Genomic DNA, 16,172 nt, shown 5'->3' on the forward strand with positions numbered 1-16,172 from the left:
CATTATCCTTATTATTGAACGTCGGTTATCTGGGTCGAAATATCCCCGTTAATTGCATGACATGTTGGCAGCAGGGGCAAAAGGGTTGGGCTTTTATACGTACCGTTTTATTCGGTGAGGGCAACGTGAGTTGCCCGGCTATCATGAACATAAATTGGATTGCTTGAAGCAGCTTCTTTTCATGACCCCGCAGCAAAACATAATCACCTACCCGACGAAATCCTTTTGGTAACACATGCTGCAATATCAACCAGAGAAATTTCACCACGGGTAATGTGCGTGTTTCATCGTTTGAGTTTGGCTCTCTTTATAACGAAGTGTCACCTGATCATTATTGATATTCAGTTGTGTAAAATACCGCTTCAGATCTTCGGTAGTTAACGTGTCTGGCGATTTATCCAGTTGATGGGTAATGCGACGTAGAGCACGACTATAAGCATCAATCGTAGCGGGACGTTTACCTTGCAAGGTGAGATGGGTAAGGTGTTGTTCATAAAGATAATCTGAACGATGTTGCTGCGCTTTGTTCATGATAAATATTCCTTTTTAAAAGGTATATTTACCGTAGTCGAGCTTATGGGCTTTCACTCTGCCACGTAGCGGCTTCGTTCAACAAACTGTTCAAGAGTGATTCGCAACGCGTGGCATTTTTGGTATGCGGTGACTTCGGTGTTGAAGTGCAATGCAGCGGCTTGGTCATTGCGTGCTTCACACCTTAATTGGGCGTTATACAAATCGAGGTAATGAGGAAGTGATGAAGCCAGAGGCATTTGCTTCAATTAAGGCTGTATTGTTAGCTATTTTAGGTACAGGTTTGTTTGCTAAAGCAATTCAGTTGTATGGTTTAGGGTATTATGAAGGCTTTATTGAAGGCCATGGCTTTGAATATTATCTCTTCCCAATTGAGTGGGAGGACACAGCGCTATGGGCGTACTTTGCTAGCCAAGATCTGGGAACAAAGTTTTTGGGGGCTCTTGGAATAAGCCCATTACAGTTTATCGTAATAGCAATTGTTCTATTTTTTAGTATCTTATTTGGCCTGTATTACCCTAGAACTAAAAATGACATAGAAGCGGAAGGAACTGGCAGCGGAAAGTCTTTAAAAGACAACTTATTCATTTCTATGATTGGTTCATATGCTTTAATGGTAGCAGTTTGTCTATTCAGCCTTTTTGTCCTTATTTGGGTTTTTCTTCCCTCAGTCGCATTTGAACATGGAGAAGCGGTAGCTCAAAAACAAATGGCAAACTATCAACAGTTATGCGTAAAAGACAACCCATATTGGAATAATAAATGTATATCAGTTTTAGTTAATGGTGTTGAGTATACCGGCATCATCATTGTTAGAAATGATGATAAAGTAGGCCTACTTACCCAGAAAGGTGCTCTAACCTTTACGCTTGAGGAGAAGTTTAGTTACTTCAACCTGAAGAATGAGCAATAATTTGTATAACAAATAAGGATATGTGTCGCGTAGCCGACACCTATCCGAAGTGTTGGACAAGCCCAAGCCTCCTTATATAAGTAAATATTGGAAATATCATGAAGGGGGATGCCAAAAAGAATTCGAGCATTATCCTTGGTGTGAACCAATAATATTAATACCCTGATTTATAATAAAACCCTCTTTAGTTCTGAAGCGTGAAAGCCATTATCCTTATTATTGAACGTCGGTTATCTGGGGCGAAATATTCCAGTTAATTGCATGACATGTTGGCAGCAGGGGCAAAAGGGTTGGGCTTTTATACGTACCGTTTTATTCGGTGAGGACGATCGTTATGCTAACGCTATATAAATGGAGTGAAAAATGGAAGTTGTTGAAGTAAAAGGTTTTGAAATCCAAGGTTTAGTTTTAAGAACCCGCAATGAAATTGAGATGAATCCTGAAACGGCGAATATCCCAAAACATGTTGCATACGTTGACTCGAACTTAGTCATCAACTATCAATCGGGGGCAAGGGCTTATAGTGTCTACTGCAATTACGAGTCAGATGTTGATGGCTACTTTGATGTTTTGATGGGGGCGGACGAAATATCCTCTTCAAATGTTGCGCTGTCATCGGTATCTGTTCTTCCTGGCTCTTACCTTAAGTTTGAATCTGAAGGTGAGTTTCCTGCTGCTGTTATCGCTGCGTGGCAGTCGGTTTGGTCGTACTTTACTTCTTCTAATTGTGCGCATGAAAGGGCTTATACAACAGATTTTGAACACTACGAAAGCGCGAGTAAAGTTAGCGTCTACATTGCGCTGAAATAATTCACATAACAAATAACTAAAGCGCGATTTGCACGTGTGGCATTTTACCATGTGTAAAGTTTGGTAGTTACAATCGTTTTTATATCGTATCGAGAATTCAAAGCCTATTTCTCCGTCACGTTTTAAAAGAAAAAGCCACTGATTAATCAGCGGCTTTTTTATAGTTAATAGATTATAAACCATCGGCTGGTTGAATAATGTTATTAGTGTGTTGGCTTATTATTTAAGGTTCACCTATCACTTTATCATTCCACTCGCTGTTAGATTTTATGAATTACAGTTTCTAATGGCATACGAGATTTAGGTAAACGAGCATTAAAATCAGATTCATCATGGTAGCCAATCGCGAGTGCGACAGGGCATGAGAAGCCATCTAACTCTTGGCTGAATTCTTTCTCAACACGTTTTACGTCAATACCTTCAAGAGGTGTTGAATCTATTTTTAATCGTGCAAGAACATGCAGAATATTACCGAAAGCCAGATACAGTTGTGCTTTTGTCCAATTCGCATTGTAACCACTCGGCTCGGTGTATAAATCCGCAAAACTAAACTTGCTCACAGCATCGTCTTTTTTCTCTGGTTTAATGCGGCCATCAAGAATATTTTTATCTATCACGGCTTCAAAATCTTCAATCGAATAATGAGGGTTGTGAGTAAATAAAATGATATGGCTGGCGTTAGTTGCGTGAGGTTTATTGGCTAAAAACTTAGTCTCAAAGGTATTGCTAAATCGTTGTTTAGCATCATCTGATTCTAAAATAATAAAGCGCCATGGTTGCGAGTTGATTGATGATGCTGATAAGCGTAGTGCTTCTGAAATAATGGCAATATTTTCTGTTGAGATGGTTTTATTAGGATCGTAACTCTTAGTGGTATAACGCCAATTTAAGTCATCTAAAATAGGGCTGTTCATCTTACTTTTGCTCTTATTATTAATTGTCGTATTAATAAAATGGGGCTAGTCAGCACAATTTCAAGGTTTAGGCGGTATGTTGAGGCGATAGCAGGGAGTATGACTATGGCATACATCGCGTACACCATAGTAAATAGTATGGAATTATGCGTCAGGGCAGCAAGCAGTGCAGCCTTGTAGCGCAATGTCATGCTCAAGCTCAATCATGCCATCAGCATTTTTGTTTGCTTTGATTTCTTTTTCAATTTCAACAAGGTCGTCTGGATCTACGCCTGTTGTTTGCATTTCTTCTTCTGAATAAGCGAATGCATTTAACAATAGGTAATACTTAGCTTCATCAACAGAACAGGTAATAGTGGTCACAAGATCATCAGGGTAATCATTGCTCGCTGTAATGATGGTATTTACTTGCGCAAGAACCGCTTCATGCATAGCAGGGGTAAGCCAACCTAAACTTGCTTCTGCTTTTTGTTGACGGCAATCGAAACAAGGTAAAAGGGCGGTATAAAGATTAAAATTGCTCATGGTGAATCCTAAAAATAGCTCTAGCGATGAAGGTTACATTAGCAACGATCATAAACGTATTTGAACCATGCGTATATTAGGAAATTATCCTATTCACGTCTAATCAATAATGAAGCTTTGAATCAGTATCATGTTTATACTAAAACATAAGTAAGAGATGGTGTGATATTGTATGTCAAATCATTGAGATAAAGTTGAAATAAAGGATTTTTGATGAAAAAGCAGGTGTTATTTTCACTGATTGCATTCGGGCTAGTGGGGTGTGCTGGAACGCCATCAAATAGCTATACATTAAAAAATGCAGCGGGTGTATCGTCATGGGAGCTATGTAAAAATATTGGCTATCATGAGTTTTTTAATCGTACAGAGAAAGCAGCGGAGCTTAAGCAATATGTGACGGAGCGTGGTGATATTGCGCCAGAGTCATGTGCGGCAGCGGCACAAAAAGGCAAAGAGTTTGCTGAGCAAGAATACCACCGCAACACAGGGTTATAAGTTTGAAACAATAAGCCTAAGCAATGATTGCTCAGGCTTGTTTCTACTATAGATCTGTTGTGGTGATTTGCACTTTCACTAACTGGTTTGGCTTACCTGTCAGTTTCAGGGTATAGCTTCCCCATTCGTGGGTGTTTAAGTGGGTCAGGTATTGTGATGGCTCGGTACATTGCAAGTTAACAATATCTGCGCCTTGAATATCTGCACCCGCCATCGATACGTGGGTTTTCGGTGTGACACCGACGATAAACTTTTCATTCCATTCTTTTATCGCCAATTGAATATAAGCTTCACCTTGGGAATTTAGTTGGGTGGATAAGCCTAATTCTTTATCTAAAATAAATTCTTGTTGGCTGGCCTCTTCAAGTGTTGAAGCTGTCGCAATGTCTTTTGTTGGCAAGTTACATAGTGGCTGATAACTTTTGGCAAAATAATCATTGCGCCCTTTATGTTCAGGGTTAATGTCGGTGTTTGCGCTTACGGCCATTGATTGGCTTAGTAAGGCGCTTAATGTCATTAACTTAATCGTCTTTTTCATGGTCTTGTTTATGGTCTTCATGACTTCACTTTAAAAGGTGGAAGACAGTTCGGGCTGTCTTTTTTATTTTTTAATGGGACTAACTGGCAAAAAGGATCTTGGTGTTGCTGTGTTGGTAGTCGAGTTATGGCTAAGCTATTGAGAAAGGCAACGAGCGCTTTATTCTCTTTATTCGATAAACTAAAACCTGAGATCTTGTTGTCTTTATTGAGATGATAACGACCATCTCCTGCATTTTTACCTATCGTCAGTATTCGTCCACCGGCGGCATAATGTTCAATATACTGCTCGAGTGATTGTACGCTGCCATCATGTCCCCAAGGTGCTGTTTCGCTCACATTGATCAATGAAGGTATACGGTATTTTCCGTCGTCAGTTTCTTTATGGCTAAAACTGGCTTTGCCACGTTCATTTTCAGGGTATAAGTATTTGCCATCTTTATTTTTTATGCCGTACAAACCTGTGCTGACATAAAGTGGATCGGCGTTGTTTTTAGGGGTATTTAATAGCTCACCACCATGGCACTGGGAGCATTTTAGGCGATCACTATTGAACAGAGCTAATCCTAGCTGTTGCTCTTTATTTAGCGCATCAGTATCACCGGATAAATAACGGTGATAGGGGGTATCAACACTTTGAATTGTTTCTACATACTTCGCTAATGCGTTAATGACTTTTTGGGTTGTGAAATCTGCTGATTGATAACTGGCTTCAAATAGTGGGGTGTAGATATCAGACGCTTGTTGTAAGCGTTGCAGTAATAACGGCTCTGTCATCCCCATTTCTGTTGGGGCTGTGCCAAATAAAGGTAACAAAATAGCTTGTTCTAATGTCTGTAATCCTTCACGACTTTGCATGAATTGGTCATAGTGGGCAACATTGAGTAATGCTGGCGTGTTTAGCGTTGTTGGATTGCCATGGATATCTGGCACTTTGCTAAATCGATTGGTCCAACCAAGATCGACGGCATGACAAAGGGCACAACTGCGATTGCCGAGCTTTGACAAGCGAACATCATTAAATAAATAGCGACCTAAGGTGATCTGAGCTTGCTGCTCACTGGTTGTTGCCAATGCAAAATGAGGAACTAAGACAACAAAAATAAGGCTAAGAAAGGTGAGTAGTGGACGCATTGTCGAGAGTGCTCTTAACAGAATGAGCAAATGATATAAGATACGGAAAAAGAATAGGAATAAATATTGTTTCAAAGTGCGACATTAAAAGATAAAACGAGAAATAACCTTTAATTTTATAACCTTGGGCTATCTCTCGTTTATTACTAATGCTTACGTGTTAGCAACTTAAGCGCCTTCAAAGTGATAAAGCATATCGGTGTTGTGGGTCATTTTGGTCAATAAGGTATTGGTTAATTTATTGGTTAATGCCAATGCGTTATCAACTGTTTTTTGTTCAAATTGATTAATTAATGCTTGTGCTTTTTTAGGTTGCGTTTTGTATATCGCAAGGTACTGCTTTTCAAGCTCTTGTTGTTTAACGGCTGTTTGCTGCTCAAATTGTTGATAGGCTTTTTGAACAATGGGTGAGAACTCATTCCAGTTGGTCATGGCAATGGTTTGTAACTTACGGAATTGCCAGTTAGCAGATAGATTGTCAGCTTTATTTGTGCCAATCGTTAATGCTTTAGGCACTTCTGTCATGCCTTGATAATAAGGAATATAAACGCTAAGTGCTGTCATCCCATACGCCATGTATTCGGTTTCACCGATAGCGATAGGTAGATTAGGACGAACTTGCAATATGTGTGATTCTTGGGTTCTAAATACAGATATTGGTCGGTATGGTTCTTTCGGATTGCTATTCGCGTATGGGTCGTGTGACGTACCTTGGTAGTGATTTCGTAGCCCTTGTTCAACATCTGCAACCGATAATTTATGGCTTGGTTTTAAAAAGACAGGGAAACTCTCACCTTGCGTTATCTTGGTATTTAAGCCCTTTGTATACATGTGTTGTAACGTCCAGACACGGGGGTAATTGTACGTTTGATCATTCTTGGTATCTTGCGAGTAAGCTTTGTGGAAATTGAAAGCCTCTCCTGTAACTGGAGTATATAAAGCATGTTGTTCGGCAAAGCTAACTAGCGTAGGAGAAGCTAAATAATCGGGATTATGCAGTTTATAGGTAGTTAATCGACCTTGGTTAGCTGAAACGAAATATTTATCAGCTGGGATTTTTTGTGCCATCCATTGGTGACCACTGCCGGTTTCTAAATACCAAATACCGGTTTTATCAACGAAGGCAACGCCAAAGCCTTCAGATGCGCCTTGTTTTTCAATGATCTTACCTAACAGTTCAACGCCTTCTTTGGCTGTTTTTACACGTGGCAAAATGACATTTTCAATCGCATCTTCACCAATACCAGTCTTGGTTACATACGGATCCGCCGCGAGTGCTTGAGTACCGTTATAAATGGTTTCGGTTGCAGACATACCAACCCCAGCAGAGTTAAATCCAGCTTCACCCATACTGGTACCATGGGTGTCAAAATCTGACAATGACGTGTATTCCAGTGCATTTTTTGCTGCAGGGTAAGTAAAGTCATTGGCGTTAGATTTGAAATCAGCTTTTTGTTTTGCTTCAGCGGGGTGGTAGATAAACTGTTTTGCATTAGTGGCTTGATAGTCTTCATTACGTGCGACAATAAAAGACCCATCAGTTGTTGCTTGGTTACCTACTAAGATGGTCGTGCAGGCAAAAGCTGGTACAGTAATAGCTGAAGTAATAAGTGCGGAAAGTAACGTTATCTTTTTCATTAATTATCGTTAAGTTATAGGCATTGAACGAATATTCTTGCAGTTGAATGAAATATAAAACGTGATATTCGTCATATAATTTTTTTAGCTTGATGCACACTAATATTGCATGGATTACGGGAGTAAAAATGCGTAATTATTTTGTATAGCGTGACTCTGATTTAATTAAATATGACGAATAAAAATAAAAAGGAGAAAATAATTAAATACTTTCTCCTTTTTATATGAAGTTGAACTTAAAAAATTATTGTGGTTTTTTTTCTTCGTTTTCACGATGAATATAACCACCTATTTCTTCATCATGATAATTAATCGACATATTACTTGCGCGAGTTTGCTGGTTAATTTCATAAATTTGAGAAGTATTCATCAAATCGCGTTGGCTTGTGTGAATGTCAACGTTCGTTGAATTTCTAGAGAATTCAACGTCAATAATAATGATTATATCGCGTATGATAAAGATAAACTCATAGGTCTTTTTTGCGTGATAAGAATGCCTATTAATACATTGGCATAAGTGATTAGAAGGGGTTACGTGTTTACAATTAATAAAGCTGATGATTCTGATTTTGAATCGCTATACGATTTGATCTATCAAAATATGTATCAACTACAATCCGAGCTTGGCTTACCTTGGAATGCCGAGGGTATAAAGCGCCATTATAGGGCTAAAGATAATTGGGTAATTAAAAGTGGCGATATTATTGTTGCTGGATTTTCAATTGAAGCTAATGAAAAGTGTTTATTTATACATTCGCTACAAATTACAAAGTCAGAGCAAGGCAGTTTATTAGGCTATCGGGCATTTAAACACATAGTGAAAGAGGCTACATCACTTCGCGTTCCGTACATCAAGTGTTGTGTGTTTAGCAATAATAAGGCTAAAGAAATGTATAGTTTAGTTGGTTTTCAGAAGTTAAGTGAGTCGAAAGGAATATTGGAGCTTCAGCTTGATTTGAATGACAGGAGTAATCTATTTTTGCGTAGGTTGAGAACAGAAAAAATTGTTTAAGAGGGATTAACAACGCATAGCATTTTCACTATGCGCGGCTTTGGTATTTCGTTGCTCACATCTAAGCGGGCGTTATACGATCAAGGAGATTTTTGTCTGTACGATATTTATCAATATGGACTCAGCGATTAAGCATAACCACGATCGCGATAATTGTAATGAGAGCAATGACATTGAGTACGCTATATAAGATAGTTTTAGGCATACTAAAAGTCAGGTGGTTGAAGTCGTATTTTGTCCCAATTGAGGTGACGGCAAGAGGGAGCATAACCAGTAAGCCGAACAGCCAACGAATATTGTTAGTCATTAAATAACCAACCTGAACTTCTGCAATAATAAAACCAATTACGGCTAATACTAATGTCGTGATAGATACGGCGAACGTACGATTGTATGAGTCCATTAATTCCGCGAATGCTTTATATTCTTCATCAGTAAAATTAGGTTGATTAGCCATATTGTCGCTACACCTGTAGGTAATATCTTTAAAAAAGTGATGATGATTATAACGGATAATGACACCAAGATAAAAAGGACAATTGCCTGTGTATACAGCTAGCCATGAAGAAATGGCGAAATATATTATTAATTTTATTAGAAAATTTAGAATGTTTTAGAAAACATATAGCGATGTTCGGATGAATATATCTGCTTTTCTGTATAGAATTACACCGTATGCAGTGCATAGAGTTGAGTGGTTCTTAAAGGGGAAAGTGATGCGAATAATGGGATCAGAACGATCGGTAGCTGGATTATATTTAATAGCGTTATTTTTTAGTTTTATGTTGTTTGGCACCGCTTACGCTAATCAAGAGAAAGATCCCATTCGTCAGCCACCGATGGTGGAAGTGATTGGTAATGGCCCTTTAGTTCCGCAATCTCACCACCAATCAATTCCAATTAACTTTATGAATCTTGATAAAGTTGATGTTGAAATTTTACATATAACTGATCCCGACACCTTTTTAAATGACAGTTACCTATTAGATAACCTAAGCCCTTATGGTTTAGAGCGTTTACAACACGCTTATGAAAGTGTTTATGCTGATCGTTTTACACTGCCACCAAGCAAGTTAAATCAACAAACTGCAGCACGTATCCCTCTTTCACATCATTTGCCGTCAGGTTGGTATGTTGTGGTGTTAAAGGCACCTGGCGCGTTTGATGAGCTAAAAGTTAAACATGTGTTATTAACAGATATTGGTATTCAAGCACGGTTAAATACCCACCAAGCGAGTTTTTCTGTGTCACGTTTATCAACGGGTGACGCTGTTACTTCAGGTAGCGTTGATATTTATCGCGATCATAAACTGTTTAGAACAGCACCCATCGACCATAAAGGTGAAGCTAACTTTGATATTGTGGCGAAAAACACCGATATCGTTATTGCTCGTACTAATAAAACAACAGCAGAACGCCAACTCGCTCCTTCATTACAACATAAGTCACAACAAGAGATCGGTATTTTACCTCTGCGTGAAGCGCCCTTAGATTTATCGGATAGCAAAGTAGGAGGGCGAGCTTATCAACCTTATGAAGCGTTTATTTACAGCAACCGTGATTTGGTTAAGCCGGGTGAATCATTACCGTTAAATATTTTGCTGCGTGATCAAGACGGTCTGGCGATTAAAGATCAGCCGATCACATTAACGGTATTAGATCCACGTAATGATGTTGTGTTATCTGAGCAACTCTCTCCGCAAGCAGCGAGTTTTTATTCTAAGCAACTGAACACGACATCTAGTTGGCGTACGGGGCGCTATACCGTTGAAGTAAGGCTCGATCCTGAAGCGCAAAAGCCGATCAGCCAATATTTTTTCGAATTGGAAGAGTTTGTTCCTGAGCGAATGGATTTAACCTTTTCCGATCCTGCAAAGCTTGTTATGGCGGGCAGTCAAACCAAGGTTGAACTAAATGGGCGCTATCTATTTGGTAGCCCAGCGGCAGGTAATAAAGTTACTGCCGAGGTTATGTATAACCCAACGTCGAGCTTTAGCGGTAAATACAGTGATTATCGAGTCGGTAAGCGATTTTCATTGGCTAGCCGTTATCAGCAATTAGATAAGCAAACATTATCAGCAGAAGGGAAAGCAGAGATAGTTTTACCGACACCTTCTGCTGCTAAAATTCAATCACCAGTTAATGCGGTCGTTAATTTCAGTTTATTAGAAACGGGTGGGGCCGCTGTACAACGGGATTTACGTTACACGGTGTGGAAAGATAGTCCAATAGCTGGAGTAAAGCCGCTGCAAAAAAGTGTCGGTTATGATGCTAACCCTCAATTTGATATCGCACTATTAAGCCATGATGGTCAACATCGTCTTGCTGGTGATTTGACCGTAAAAGTGGATTACGATCAGGGGCCTTATTATTGGTTATATGAGCAAGGTGTTGGTTGGCAGCGTAAGAAACAAGCGCGTTGGAAATCGATCTCTTCGCAAACGATTCATGTTGAAGCAGGTAAAAGTCATCGATTATCTTTTGCGACTAAATGGGGTCAGTACCGTATTACAGTGACTGATCAAGCGAGTAAAACCGTTACTGAATATCAATTCTATGCCGGTTGGTATGATGGTTATCAGCAAATAAAAGCCAAGCCTGAACATCTTGATATTGCTTTTGATCAATCACGTTATCACGTAGGTGAAAATATCCGTTCAGCGATCACCGCACCAATTGCAGGTAGCTTATTAGTGACGCTAGAAACAGATAAAGTGATTTGGTCGCAACGCACTAAGATAACGAAAGGCAAACAAGATATTGAGATCCCACTGCCACAGGGACTAAATCGTCACGATATTTATTTAACCGCTACGCTAACAGGTAATGTTGATAATGCGCCGAAACGTTATTTTGGCATTAAGCCAGTTAAGCTTAATCGTGAGGCGCGAAAACTCTCAATCAAAGCGACAATGCCGCCAATTATTCGTCCGTTAACGACCTTAGATATCCCAATTACTGTTGCTGGTATTGAGAAGCAACAAAATGATAATACTTGGGTAACGGTTTCGCTGGTGGATAAAGGCATTATTAACCTCAGCCGTTTTAAACCACAAGATCCGTTTAACTACTTCTTTGCACAGCGTCGTTATAGCGCGGATGTGGTTGATCTGTATTCACGTCTTTATGATTTGCGTCCCAATCCCTTTGCTCAATCTCGTTTCGGCAGCGATAGCGTTACGCGTACTGATAATAAAAACGACGATCTCGTTGAAAGTAAAACCGTTATTTTGATGTCCAAATCGATAAAGGTTAACAACGGCAAGGCGAACGTGAAATTAGCTATCCCTGATTACAATGGTGAAGGGCAGTTAATTATTACGACATTTAACGATTCGCAAGTGGGTCGAAGTGTATCAAGTAATAAAATTGCAGCTCCCGTTGTCGCTGAATTAAGTATTCCTCGTTTTCTCGTAGCGGGAGACAAATCGAGTGTTACGGTAGATATTCACAATATTAGTGGAACAGCGCAGACGTTATCACTGGCATTGAGCGCTAACAAAGGCGTGAACTTAGCGATTTCACTACTGCCTGCTAAGGTGACATTACAAGATGGCGAGCATATAAGTTACAACGTCCCGTTTACGGTTGACTCACCAATAGTTGTTAACCGTGCAGAGTTCAAACTGCAAGCACACTCGCTGTCACAAAACAGCAACAATCAGATCCATATTGATCGTTCATGGACAACACCGATCAAGTCAGTAATGCCGTGGGTTTATAAGATGCATTCGGATCTGTTAGAGCCGCAACAAAAGCTGACAGTGACATCATCATTGTGGCAAGGGCTTGATACGATTCCAGATCAATTAGGCTTTGCTTATATCAGCCAAACACCGATGCTAAGCGTGATAGAGCAAGCAAGAGATCTTTATCAATATCCGTATGGCTGTGCAGAGCAAATAACCAGTAAAGCATTACCGTATTTATATGATTTACCAGAATTAACCCGCTTTAAAAAAGCCGCGTTTGAGCAGCGATTGAAAGCGCAAGGAAAAGCACCGAATGCTGAAGCGATGCCATCTGATAGGGATATGATTTATCAAGCGATAATGAACTTGAAACCAATGCAAACATCACAAGGTGGTTTTTCGTTATGGCCAAGTGATGGCTATAGCAGTCGTGTTAACGATCAGCCTTGGTTAACTGTTTATGTGACGGACTTTTTGCTACGTGCTGATAAAAAATTTCCAAATATAGTACCGAAAGCCATGCTGAAACGAGCGCAAGACGAGATCCTCGAATATGTGAAGAACCCAACACGCATGAAGCAATGGGCGTATAACCAACAAAATGCGGATAGTGCATTAACCTATGCGGCATATGTGTTGTCTCAACAAGGACTGCTCCAGTGGAGCGATATTGATAATTTAGGTCTTAAACTCTTCCCATCTGGACTAAGTGAATTACAGCTTGCGGCAAGTTATGCCAATGTGGGCGATAGTGATAAGGCATTAGCACTGTTAAATAATTACCATACGGTTAAACGTTACAGCAGCTATTTTCAAGATTATGGATCTAACCTGCGTGATAGCGCCTTGTCTGTATTGATTTTGCAGCAACTAAAGTCGAATAGTATTTTGGCTCATAAAGCGGCGGAAATTCAAAAGCAGTTGTTAGAACAACTTGTTGCAGAGTCGGGCGATAAATTGTGGTTGAGCACCCAAGAGCGCGGTGCATTGTTACAAGCTGCGATATTGACCCAAACATTGAATAAAGATCAGCCGTTTGATGTGACAATTAATGGTCATGATCAGCAACATACGGGTCCATTTTCAGTACCATTAACGGAAGGATTAACAATTACCAACCATAATACCAAGCCGCTGTACGTTAAGTTACAGGGTGAGGGATACCAGCAACGCAATAAAGCGGTATCAAATAGTGATAATCCGTTGAATACATTGAAAGTGAATACGCTTTCACGCTCTGTTTATCAATTAGACGGCAAGCCATTTACTGGAAATACAGTAAAAGTTGGTCAGCGGTTATTGGTTGTATTGAATGTTAATCTCAACCAGCGAGTTAATGAAGGGTTACTGTCTAAGATGATCCCAGCAGGTTTTGTGTTAGAAAACCCTGCACTTAATCAAGGGCTTGATGTAGCAGCATTAGCACCCAAAGGTGTGACATTAAGTTCACCAGAGCATAGTGAATATCGTAATGACCGTTATGTAATTTCTCAGTCATTTGATAAGGATAAAACCTATTCATTTGCGTATTTACTTCGTGCTGAAGTACCGGGAACCTTTACTATTCCGCCAATTTACATGGAGTCGATGTACCAGCCATCACAACATGCTGTGTACTGGCCTAAGCAAGACATGGTAACCATTGAAAAGTAATTATTTTGCGCAACAGCCTGCATCACGTTATAAAACGTGGATGCGGGCTTGTTGTATAACCATTGTATTATTAGCTACTTGTGGTGTGGTGCTGAATTACGTATTTCCATTACCGCCACTTTATCCGAATGGCTCTGCGGTTGTTATTAAAAGCCAAGAGGGAGAGGTACTGCGAGCATTTGCAGATATGCAAGGGGTGCGTCGAACGCAACTAACATCACCGGATCAAGTTGATCCTTTTTATCGACAAGCGTTATTAACCTATGAAGATCGATGGTTCTATTTCCATCCCGGGTTTAACCCTTTTTCGATCTTTCGGGCTGCATGGCAATGGGGGGTTAATGGGCATGTGGTCTCTGGTGGCTCAACATTAACCATGCAAGTTGCCCGTTTAATCTCACCGCATTCACGTTCGTTATCAGGCAAACTAACCCAGTTATTTCGAGCGCTTCAATTAGAGTGGTTTTTTAGTAAAGAGCAGATCTTAACCTTATATTTAAATCTTGCCCCGTTTGGCGGCAATATCGAAGGGGTTGAGGCTGCGGCGCAACGTTACTTTGGAAAGTCTGCGCAATTGCTCACAAAGTCAGAAGCGGCATTACTGGTGGTATTACCGCAAAAACCATCGTTATATCGCCCAGACCGTTTCCCTGAACGTGCAAAAGCGATGCGTAATAAAGTGCTTGAACGATTAGTGCGTTATAACAAGCTCGATCAATACAGTGCGAACTTTTTGCAACAGGAACCTGTCGTTGTTGCCCCTTATTTTCAACCACTGCAAGCGCCATTATTGAGCCGTATGCTACAGCAAGGTTATCCGCACCAAGCGGTGATTCAAACCACTATTCGAGCGGATATTCAAAAGCGAATTCAGCGACTGCTCACGACGGTTTCTCAACGCTTACCAGCTAAAAACTCTGCGGCTATCGTTGTGGTTGATAATGCGTCTGCCAGTGTTATTGCCTATCAAGGCTCGGCGGATTTTAATGATGTTAGCCGATTTTCTTATGTTGATATGGTGCAAGCGGTTCGATCACCAGGTTCAACGTTAAAACCATTCATTTATGGTACGGCTCTTGATCTTGGGATCATTCATTCTCAAAGTTTACTCAGTGATATTCCGTCATCGTTTTCAGGCTATAAGCCACAAAACTTAAATGGCAAATTTCAAGGCGCAGTGAGTATGAGTGAAGCATTAAAGCAGTCACTGAACATTCCTTTAATACAAGTTTTTAATAAAGAAACACCAGAGGTTTTTGATCAAAAACTGCAACAAGCTGGGATTCAATTACAGCATAAAAAATCAAATTTAGCGGTGGGATTAGGCGGGACAGGAACCAATTTAATTACACTGGCAGCTATGTACCGAACACTGGCAACGAATGGGCAATATCAGCCTTTACAACTGCTACAAAATGCCAAATCCGTTGTGAGTAAACCGCTCCTTTCACCGGCTTCAAGTTGGATTATTTTTAAAACACTGAGTGAAATAAGCGCGCCAGATAGAGTCGTACCATCGATAAGACGTCAAATTGCTTGGAAAACAGGAACCAGCTATGGTTATCGTGATTTTTGGTCGATAGGCGTTAGCCCAGATTTTACAGTTGGCGTGTGGATAGGTCGTCCAGACTCTAGCCCTGTTGTGGGTTATTTAGGCGCGACACAAGCCGCACCTATTATGTTTGATGCCTTTGATCAGTTACCCCGCGATCAACACCAACGAATAAAACTTAAAGACGTTGTGACAAAGACCATTTGTTGGCCGAGTGGGCGTGATAAACAAATTACGCCTCGTGCACAATGTGTTTCGCAAAGAAAAGCCTATACCGTAAGAGGAATTACCCCACCCACGTTGGAAACCGATGGACGTTTTTTACTTCCAAGTTTGGATACGGCTCAAACAACGTGGCCGAAACGTCTAGCAAATTGGCAACAGCAACGTGGAGGTATTTCAACGTCTAAAGGGAAAGATGATTCACATAAGGATAACGGAAATGTTGCGCCATATATCAAGCAACTAGTAACAGGGCAGCATTACTATAAAGATCAATTAGACGTATTACCGCTACAAACGCTAGATGAAAACGTAAAGGTTGATTGGTATGTTAATAACCAACCATTTACTGGTAATGAAATTAAATTAGTGGATTACTCGGGTAAGGTGCGTATCACTGCTTGTATTAATGGAGTATGTGATAAACGTGAAATTGTTGTTCATCCGTAATCGAAAGCGTCAAGAAAACAGTGTTTATTAAGTGGTGTTTTTGACGGTTTATTTAAAAATAAATTATTACAAATCAAATAGATAAATTAATTCT

The 16,172-nt window shown here is 40.1% G+C and carries 15 protein-coding genes; 6 read left to right on the top strand and 9 right to left on the bottom strand.

What is annotated here, in order from left to right:
- Positions 1-25: 25 nt before the first annotated feature.
- Both C9J42_RS06365 and C9J42_RS06370 read right to left on the bottom strand, forming a co-directional pair.
- Positions 26-268 (bottom strand): hypothetical protein, encoded by a 243-nt coding sequence (locus tag C9J42_RS06365; protein WP_370445011.1) that lies wholly within the window; start codon positions 266-268, stop codon positions 26-28.
- A complete protein-coding gene (locus C9J42_RS06370) occupies positions 262-531 on the bottom strand; it encodes a phage integrase N-terminal SAM-like domain-containing protein (RefSeq protein ID WP_370444979.1) in 270 nt (89 codons plus the stop codon). Before C9J42_RS06370 ends, C9J42_RS06365 begins: the two co-directional genes overlap by 7 nt.
- A 223-nt stretch (positions 532-754) precedes the next feature.
- On the opposite strand from C9J42_RS06370, the gene C9J42_RS06380 reads away from it, so the two are divergent.
- Together C9J42_RS06380 and C9J42_RS06385 are read left to right on the top strand one after the other, a co-directional pair.
- Positions 755-1,444, top strand: a complete 690-nt coding sequence (locus tag C9J42_RS06380) for a hypothetical protein (protein WP_107290384.1) — start codon at positions 755-757, stop codon at positions 1,442-1,444.
- Between the two features lie 363 nt (positions 1,445-1,807).
- Complete coding sequence (locus C9J42_RS06385) at positions 1,808-2,254, top strand: GyrI-like domain-containing protein (RefSeq protein WP_107301796.1); 447 nt, start codon at positions 1,808-1,810, stop codon at positions 2,252-2,254.
- Between the two features lie 260 nt (positions 2,255-2,514).
- Here the strand turns inward: C9J42_RS06385 and C9J42_RS06390 are convergent, their stop codons facing one another.
- Positions 2,515-3,168 (bottom strand): nitroreductase family protein, encoded by a 654-nt coding sequence (locus tag C9J42_RS06390; protein WP_107260730.1) that lies wholly within the window; start codon positions 3,166-3,168, stop codon positions 2,515-2,517.
- Positions 3,169-3,312: 144 nt separating this feature from the next.
- Positions 3,313-3,693, bottom strand: a complete 381-nt coding sequence (locus C9J42_RS06395) for a hypothetical protein (RefSeq protein WP_005367304.1) — start codon at positions 3,691-3,693, stop codon at positions 3,313-3,315.
- 213 nt (positions 3,694-3,906) lie between these two features.
- Between C9J42_RS06395 and C9J42_RS06400 the strand changes: the two genes are divergently transcribed.
- Positions 3,907-4,188 carry a hypothetical protein gene (locus tag C9J42_RS06400; RefSeq protein ID WP_005367305.1) on the top strand — a complete coding sequence of 94 codons (282 nt, stop codon included), beginning with the start codon at positions 3,907-3,909 and terminating at the stop codon, positions 4,186-4,188.
- 46 nt (positions 4,189-4,234) lie between these two features.
- Here C9J42_RS06400 and C9J42_RS06405 read toward each other — a convergent pair whose 3' ends face one another.
- From C9J42_RS06405 to C9J42_RS21790, 4 genes are all read right to left on the bottom strand, one after another.
- A complete protein-coding gene (locus C9J42_RS06405; protein ID WP_107301797.1) occupies positions 4,235-4,747 on the bottom strand; it encodes a hypothetical protein in 513 nt (170 codons plus the stop codon).
- Complete coding sequence (locus C9J42_RS06410; protein WP_107301798.1) at positions 4,744-5,859, bottom strand: cytochrome-c peroxidase; 1,116 nt, start codon at positions 5,857-5,859, stop codon at positions 4,744-4,746. Before C9J42_RS06410 ends, C9J42_RS06405 begins: the two co-directional genes overlap by 4 nt.
- A gap of 168 nt (positions 5,860-6,027) precedes the next feature.
- Positions 6,028-7,497, bottom strand: coding sequence for a C69 family dipeptidase (locus C9J42_RS06415; RefSeq protein WP_107301799.1), 1,470 nt, complete (start codon positions 7,495-7,497; stop codon positions 6,028-6,030).
- A gap of 244 nt (positions 7,498-7,741) precedes the next feature.
- A complete protein-coding gene (locus C9J42_RS21790; RefSeq protein WP_255418319.1) occupies positions 7,742-7,867 on the bottom strand; it encodes a hypothetical protein in 126 nt (41 codons plus the stop codon).
- A 165-nt stretch (positions 7,868-8,032) separates the two neighbouring features.
- Between C9J42_RS21790 and C9J42_RS06420 the strand changes: the two genes are divergently transcribed.
- The gene (locus tag C9J42_RS06420) at positions 8,033-8,509 is read left to right on the top strand and encodes a GNAT family N-acetyltransferase (RefSeq protein WP_107245370.1); all 477 of its coding nucleotides are present in this window, start codon (positions 8,033-8,035) and stop codon (positions 8,507-8,509) included.
- Between the two features lie 121 nt (positions 8,510-8,630).
- On the opposite strand, the gene C9J42_RS06425 is transcribed toward C9J42_RS06420, so the two are convergent.
- Complete coding sequence (locus C9J42_RS06425) at positions 8,631-8,966, bottom strand: hypothetical protein (protein WP_107205827.1); 336 nt, start codon at positions 8,964-8,966, stop codon at positions 8,631-8,633.
- A gap of 259 nt (positions 8,967-9,225) precedes the next feature.
- On the opposite strand from C9J42_RS06425, the gene C9J42_RS06430 reads away from it, so the two are divergent.
- Both C9J42_RS06430 and pbpC read left to right on the top strand, forming a co-directional pair.
- Positions 9,226-13,854, top strand: coding sequence for an alpha-2-macroglobulin (locus C9J42_RS06430; protein WP_107301800.1), 4,629 nt, complete (start codon positions 9,226-9,228; stop codon positions 13,852-13,854).
- Positions 13,844-16,078, top strand: a complete 2,235-nt coding sequence (pbpC, locus tag C9J42_RS06435; protein ID WP_107301801.1) for a penicillin-binding protein 1C — start codon at positions 13,844-13,846, stop codon at positions 16,076-16,078. The genes C9J42_RS06430 and pbpC overlap by 11 nt, the downstream gene beginning before the upstream one ends.
- The last annotated feature ends 94 nt before the right edge of the window (positions 16,079-16,172 follow it).

It is taken from the genome of Photobacterium sp. GB-56 (assembly GCF_003026105.1).
Taxonomy (GTDB): domain Bacteria; phylum Pseudomonadota; class Gammaproteobacteria; order Enterobacterales; family Vibrionaceae; genus Photobacterium.